This window comes from Novosphingobium sp. B-7 (genome assembly GCF_000410615.1).
GTDB classification, from domain to species: Bacteria; Pseudomonadota; Alphaproteobacteria; order Sphingomonadales; family Sphingomonadaceae; genus Novosphingobium; species Novosphingobium capsulatum.
In genome coordinates this window covers 1-6,632 of the sequence record NZ_KE148409.1, presented here as the reverse complement: position 1 = coordinate 6,632, position 6,632 = coordinate 1, and the positions used below count along the sequence as shown (strand labels likewise).

Below are 6,632 nucleotides of genomic sequence, written 5' to 3'. Positions count from 1 at the left end.
GCGGCGGCCTGCTGCGCCCGTGCCCGCCAGGTGATCAGGCGCTTGGGGTTGGGCCAATCGAAAAACAGCGTGTGGCCAAACAGCTTGGCCACGGTTTCCTCGATCTCGCCCTGCAGCGAATCGACGATCGCGCGCAGGCGCAGGCGTTCGCGCGATTGCCGCTCCAGCGCCTCCAGGTTGTCGCGAATCGGCTGCTCTCGCGGGATGGTGGACAGCGCGCCAAAGATCGCCGCGATAAACCCCACGGGCGCGGCTGCGGGCGCGGCATCGCCGGGCGCGTGTGGCGCGGGATCGAGATAGACGAAACGCCGGTCCACCTCGCGCCGGGATGGGCGGCTGCCCAGCGCGGCCATGGCCGGCGCGAACGGGCGGTTGACCAGCACGGCGCCGTCGACCAGCGCGGCCTGGTCCACCGTGCCACGCCGCCAGCGATTGGGCATGATCCGCTGCAGAAAGGCCGAGCGGCCCCGCCAGGTTTCGCCGCGTTCGGCCACCAGGCGGTCAATCTCGGCAATGGTCAGCGGCGGAAACGCACCGGGAAAGCTCGCTGTGGCGCGCGCGGCCAGCACCAGTTCGGGCAGCGGGGCCAGGCCTTCGCCGGTATGGGCGCGGGCCTCGGCGCGAAAGCCGATGCCCAGGCGGTGTTCGTTTTCCTCTACCAAGGGCGGGCTGTTGAGCCGCAGCGGCGCGGGATGGCCGGCAAAATCGGTGGCCGTCACCATCAGATCGATCGGGTGGCCCGGTGGCAGCAGCGGTGCGGCATTGCCGCTGCGCGCCATCGCATCGAGCGCCTCGGCCAGCAGGCGGGAAAAGCCGATGCCGCTGAACGGCGGGGCAAACCAGCGTGCGCGGATCAGGCGCGAAATCTTGCGGCGCACTTCGCCCCAGGCCTTGCTGTGGCGCGTTTCCTGATCCACCTGCTGCGCCAGTTCGCCGCCCGGCGCGCGAAGCGCGGGCCAGCGCAGCACGGCCCAGACCAGCGGCTGCGCCCAGAACTTGGCAAAGCGCCCCCATGGCCGCGCATCGGGATCGAGCAGGACGTCGCTATCGGCGCGGGCCAGCCACAGCCGGGTCAGCGGCTCCAGGCTTTGCCCGGTGGCAAGCGCTTGGCCCAGGAATACGGCGTTGATGCCACCGGCGCTGGCGCCCGAGAGGATATCGACCAGCACGCGCAGGCGCAGCCCGCGCTGGGCGTGGATGGTTTCCAGCAGGGCGATCCACACTGCTTCGATCCCCGGCTCTGGCACAGGGGCTGTGGCAGACCCGGCCTTGGCGTTGACCGCGCAACTGGCCCGCGACAGGTGCCACAGTTCCTTGGTAACCCCATGCATATACACCGCCAGGCTGATGCCGCCGGTGGAAACAAGGGCCAGGCGCAGTTCTTTCTGCCGCATGGCCAGACCATGGCAGGGATTGAAGCGCTCGACCAGTAGGGGCGAGAGGCTGTAAGCCGGTCCGACGCTATTAACCGCGACTTGTCAGATTCACCGACAATTTACCCGTGCGGGCCTATCCCCGCCACAGAACGATACGCGCAGTTACCGATCCGCCCCGGCAGGGCGCAGCTGGATACCCTTGGCCTGATGATCCGCTTGTTCAAACACTATATTCCCAACGCGGTCTTCCTGCTGGGAATCATCGATTTCTGGCTGCTGGTGCTGGCGGGTGAACTGGGCTGGGTGGTGCGTGCGCACCAGATCGGCATCGATGTGGGCTATGCCAGCGATCGCCTGTGGCCACTGCTTACCTTTGCCGTGCTGGTGCAGACCGCGATGGTCTCGGTCGGCGTCTATGGCTCTGACGCGCTGCGTTCGATGCGCTACGCCACGGCGCGGCTGATGGTGGCGGTCAGCCTTGGCATCATTGCGCTCTCGGTCGTCTATTTCCTGATCCCCGGCCACACGCTGTGGCGGTCCAACCTGTTCTACGCCATGGTCTTTTCCATGGTCCTGCTGGTTGGCGTGCGGCTGGTGCTGGGCGGGTTCCTCGGCACGGCGGCGTTTCGTCGCCGCGTGCTGGTGCTGGGTGCGGGCAAGCGCGCCGATCGCCTGCGCAAGCTGGGCGAGCGGCCCGAGGCCGGCTTCGTCATCGTCGGCTATGTCGCGATGAGCACGCAGCACCCGCTGATCGAGGAAGCGATCAGCCGCGACGCGCTGCCCAATCTGACGCGGTTTGTCGAAAACCTCGGCGTGAGCGAGGTGGTGCTCGCGCTGGAAGAGCGGCGCAATGCGCTGCCGCTGAAGGACTTGCTGCGGATCAAGACCACCGGCGTGCATGTGAATGACTTCTCCACCTTTGTCGAGCGCGAGACCGGCCGCGTCGATCTCGATACGGTCAATCCCAGCTGGCTGATCTTTTCCGATGGGTTTTCCTCGGGCCGCATGCTGTCGGGTGCGATCAAGCGCGCGTTCGATATCTGCGCCAGCGTGCTGCTGCTGGCGCTGACCGCCCCGATCATCGTGGTCTTTGCCATCCTGGTAAAGCTCGACAGCAAGGGGCCGGCGTTCTTCCGGCAAACCCGCGTCGGCCTCTATGGCGAGACGTTCAACCTCATCAAGCTGCGCTCCATGCGCACTGATGCCGAGGCCGGCGGCGCGCAGTGGGCCGCCAAGAACGATCCGCGCGTGACGCGCATCGGCCGCCTGATCCGCAAGCTGCGTATCGATGAACTGCCGCAGACCTGGACCGTGCTCAAAGGGCAGATGAGCTTTGTCGGTCCGCGCCCCGAACGGCCCGAATTCGTGTCAGACCTGGAAGAGCATCTGCCCTATTACGCAGAACGCCACATGGTGAAGCCGGGCATCACTGGCTGGGCGCAGATCAACTATCCCTACGGCGCCTCGATCGAGGATTCGCGGCACAAGCTGGAATACGATCTCTATTACGCCAAGAACTACACCCCGTTTCTCGATCTCTTGATCCTGCTGCAAACCCTGCGCGTCGTGCTGTGGCACGAAGGCGCGCGCTAAGCAGGCGCTGCCGCGATGCAGGCCCCTGTGGGATGGACAGGATTGGGCCAATGGGCCTTTGTGCTGGCGGCATTTGCCGGGCTGGTGCTGGGCGTGTGGCAGATCGACCGGCAACGGCGCGGCCGCCCGGTCAGCCGCGCCGGAATCGCGGCGGTGCTGGTTGGTGCGGTCTGGGCTCTGTTGCAGGCCGCATTGGGGCCGCACGCGCCCGTGGCGCTCTTGGCCGATATGGCGCGCAACCTGGCCTGGCTGCTGGTGGTCTATGCCCTCTTCGCCCGGGATGGACGGCATGAATCCGTAGCGCCGGTGCGGCCGGTGCTGATCGTGCTGGCCGTGGTCGAACTGCTCCAGGTCGTGCTTCTCGTGCTCGATTGGCGCTTTGCCGCGTTCCCGGTGGCACGGGCGATGATTTTCCAGATTGCGGTGATGCTGCGCCTGCTGGTGATCACCGGGGCGCTGGTGCTGGTCCACAATCTCTATGCCGGGGCGATGACCGCGCAGCGCAGCGCGGTACGCTGGACCTGCGCTGCCCTGGCGGTGATCTGGGGCTACGATCTCAATTTCTACACCATCGCCTATCTGGTGCGCGGCACGCCGGCCGAACTCGTCAGCCTGCGCGCGCTCGCCGCGTTGCTGGGCGTGGCCCTGCTCGCCGCTGGCGCCGTGCGCGAGCAGACCACCGGGCGCTTTTCGCCGTCGCGCACGGTGGCGTTCCAGTCGCTCTCGCTGCTGGTGATCGGCGGCTACATGCTGGTGATGGTCGGCGTGGCGCAGTCCATCGCCTGGGCAGGTGGCAGTGCCACGATGCTGACCCAGCTTGGCTTCGTGTTCGCCTCGTCGGTGCTGGTCCTGGCGCTGATGCCCTCTGGGCGCCTGCGCGGCTGGCTCAACGTCATGCTGTCCAAGCATTTCTTCCAGCACCGCTATGACTATCGCGCCGAATGGCTGCGCTTCAACGCCACGATCGGCCGGGGTGGGGCACGGGGGCCGGGCGGGATGACCAGTGGCGCGGGCGATACCGTGCCGTTGCATACCCGCGTGATCCAGGCCGTGGCCGATATCACCGACAGCGCGCGCGGCGCTTTGCTGGTGCCGGCCGATAGCGGCGAACTGGTCCTGGCGGCACGCTGGCAATGGCCCACGCTCGATGTGCCGGCCCAGGGGCTCGATGCAGCGGGCGCTGCCTTCTTCGAAACCCACGGCTTCATCGTCGATCTCGATGAAGTGCGCGGCGGCATCGATCACCGTGGCGAGGCACAGGCCACGCCCGTCTGGATGATCGAGGAAGAGGCCGTCTGGGCCCTGGTGCCGCTGCTCCATTTCGATCGACTGGTCGGCCTTGTCGTGCTCGGCCGCCCGGCCGTGGCGCGCCAGCTCGATTGGGAGGATTTCGATCTGCTGCGCGTGGTGGGCCATCAGCTGGCCAGCTACATCGCCGAAAACAACGGCCAGCTCGCGCTGCTCGAAGCCAGCCGCTTTGATGAATTCAACCGCCGCATCGCCTTCGTGATGCACGATATCAAGAACCTGGCGAGCCAGCTTGGCCTGCTGGCGCGCAACGCGCAGCGCCACGCCGACAATCCCGAGTTCCGCAAGGACATGCTCGTCACGCTGAGCAACTCGGCCGACAAGCTCAACGCCCTGATCGCCCGCCTGTCGCGCTATGGCGCCGGCAATGTGGAGCAACTCGCCGCGGTTGATGCCGTGGCGGTGGCCCAGGCGCTGGCCGGTCGCTGGCCGCATGGCGCCAGCGGGGCGCAAGTGGTGGTGACGGTGCATGGCCCCTGCACGATCATGGCCAACCGCGAAACGCTGGAGCAGGTGCTGGCCCACCTGGTGCAGAACGCCATTGATGCCAGCCCTGCCGGGCAAAGCGTGCGCGTCGAACTGCGCAGCGAGGCGCTGCACGGTTGCATCGACGTCATCGACACCGGCACCGGGATGAGCGCCGAGTTCGTGCGCAACAACCTGTTCAAGCCATTCGTTTCCACCAAGGCCGGCGGCTTTGGCATCGGTGCGTTCGAAGCGCGCGAACTGGTGCACGCCATGCGCGGCCGGCTCGACGTGGAAAGCCGGGAGGGGCTGGGCAGCCGCTTTTCCGTGCGCCTGCCGCTTGCTGCCGCCGCTGCCCTGTCCCCACCCTATTCCCAGCAGGACGTTGCATGATGACCGACACCCGCGCCAAGCAGCTGCCCAAGCTGCTCATCGTCGAAGATGATCCGGGCCTCCAGGCGCAGCTCAAGTGGGCCTACGAGGATTTCGAGGTGTTCATCGCCGGCGATCGCGCCAGCGCGCTCACGCTGTTGCGCGCCGAAGAGCCGGCAGTGGTCACGCTCGATCTGGGCCTGCCGCCCGATCCCGACGGGGTGAGCGAGGGCTTTGCCGTGCTGGACGAGATCATGGCAATCAAGCCTGACACCAAGGTTATCGTGGCCTCGGGCCACGGCGCGCGCGAATCCGCGCTGCGTGCCGTGGCGCAAGGGGCCTATGATTTCTATCCCAAGCCAGTGGATATCGACGCGCTGGGCCTGATCGTGCGCCGTGCCCTGCATCTTCACCGGATCGAGGCGGAAAACCTCAGCCTGGCCACGCGGGCGCCGGCCGATCACCGCGTGCTGGGCAACATGATCACGGCCGCGCCGGAAATGGTCAAGGTTGCCCGTACGATCGAGCGGGTGGCCAATACCAATGTCTCGGTCATGCTGCTTGGCGCCAGCGGCACGGGCAAGGAACTGCTGGCGCGTGGCCTGCACGAGGCATCGAGCCGGGCGAGCGGCGCTTTCGTGGCGATCAACTGCGCGGCGATCCCGGAAAACCTTCTGGAAAGCGAGCTGTTCGGCCACGAAAAGGGCGCGTTCACCGGTGCGGTCAAGACCACCGAGGGCAAGATCGAACAGGCCAATGGCGGCACGCTGTTCCTCGATGAAGTGGGCGATATTCCGCTGCAGTTGCAGGTCAAGCTGCTGCGCTTCCTGCAGGAACGCACGATCGAGCGGATCGGCGGGCGCCGCTCGATCGCGGTCGACACGCGGATCGTCTGCGCCACGCACCAGAACCTCGAGGCGATGATCGCCGAGGGGCGCTTTCGCGAAGACCTGTGGTATCGCCTCGCTGAAATCGTCGTGAAGATCCCCAGCTTGGCGCAACGGCCGGGCGATGCCACTTTGCTCGCCAAGGCGTTCCTCACCCGCTTTGCCGCGCAGATGAACCCCTCGGTCAAGGGTTTCGCCCCTGATGCCCTGGCCGCGATCGACGGATGGGGCTGGCCGGGCAACGTACGAGAGTTGGAAAACCGGGTGAAGCGCGCGGTGATCATGGCCGATGGCAAGCTGGTGGCGGCCGCTGACCTCGATCTGCCGCTGGCCGACGCGGGGGCAGACAATCCGCTCAACCTCAAGGCGGTGCGCGAGGCGGCCGATCGCAAGGCGATCCGCCATGCACTGGCGCGTAGCGAGGGCAACATTTCCAGCACGGCGCGTCTGCTCGGTATCAGTCGGCCGACGCTTTACGACTTGCTCAAGCAATATGACATGCATGGGTAACCGCAGGCGTGCCTGGCTCGTGTCGCTCGCGGCAACGCTCCTGGCCCTGGCGCCGGTGGGGCAGGCGGCGGCCGATGGCCCCCCGCTCGATGCGGTGCGGGCCAAGGCGCGGGCAGCGCTG

General features: G+C 66.9%; 4 protein-coding genes. 3 read left to right on the top strand and 1 reads right to left on the bottom strand.

Features of this window, described 5'->3' with window-relative positions; all coding sequences use genetic code 11:
• The coding region (locus tag H926_RS28525; protein ID WP_043610301.1) for a patatin-like protein at positions 1–1,394 on the bottom strand (1,394 nt) is incomplete at its 3' end.
• A 189-nt stretch (positions 1,395–1,583) separates the two neighbouring features.
• On the opposite strand from H926_RS28525, the gene H926_RS0117730 reads away from it, so the two are divergent.
• From H926_RS0117730 to prsR, 3 genes are read left to right on the top strand one after another with little or no spacing between them, the layout of a single operon-like run.
• On the top strand, positions 1,584–2,969 hold the full coding sequence (locus tag H926_RS0117730) for a TIGR03013 family XrtA/PEP-CTERM system glycosyltransferase (protein WP_022677500.1): 1,386 nt from the start codon (positions 1,584–1,586) through the stop codon (positions 2,967–2,969).
• A 15-nt stretch (positions 2,970–2,984) separates the two neighbouring features.
• A complete protein-coding gene (gene prsK / locus H926_RS28520) occupies positions 2,985–5,135 on the top strand; it encodes an XrtA/PEP-CTERM system histidine kinase PrsK (RefSeq protein ID WP_022677499.1) in 2,151 nt (716 codons plus the stop codon).
• Positions 5,135–6,511, top strand: a complete 1,377-nt coding sequence (gene prsR, locus H926_RS0117720; RefSeq protein ID WP_028658192.1) for a PEP-CTERM-box response regulator transcription factor — start codon at positions 5,135–5,137, stop codon at positions 6,509–6,511. Before prsK ends, prsR begins: the two co-directional genes overlap by 1 nt.
• Positions 6,512–6,632 lie beyond the last annotated feature (121 nt).

What these genes read in the sequence shown, in the direction of transcription:
- H926_RS0117730 (WP_022677500.1), top strand. Translation starts at nt 1,584, where the DNA reads ATGATCCGCTTGTTCAAACACTATATTCCCAACGCGGTCTTCCTGCTG.
- prsK (WP_022677499.1), top strand. Translation starts at nt 2,985, where the DNA reads ATGCAGGCCCCTGTGGGATGGACAGGATTGGGCCAATGGGCCTTTGTG.
- prsR (WP_028658192.1), top strand. Translation starts at nt 5,135, where the DNA reads ATGACCGACACCCGCGCCAAGCAGCTGCCCAAGCTGCTCATCGTCGAA.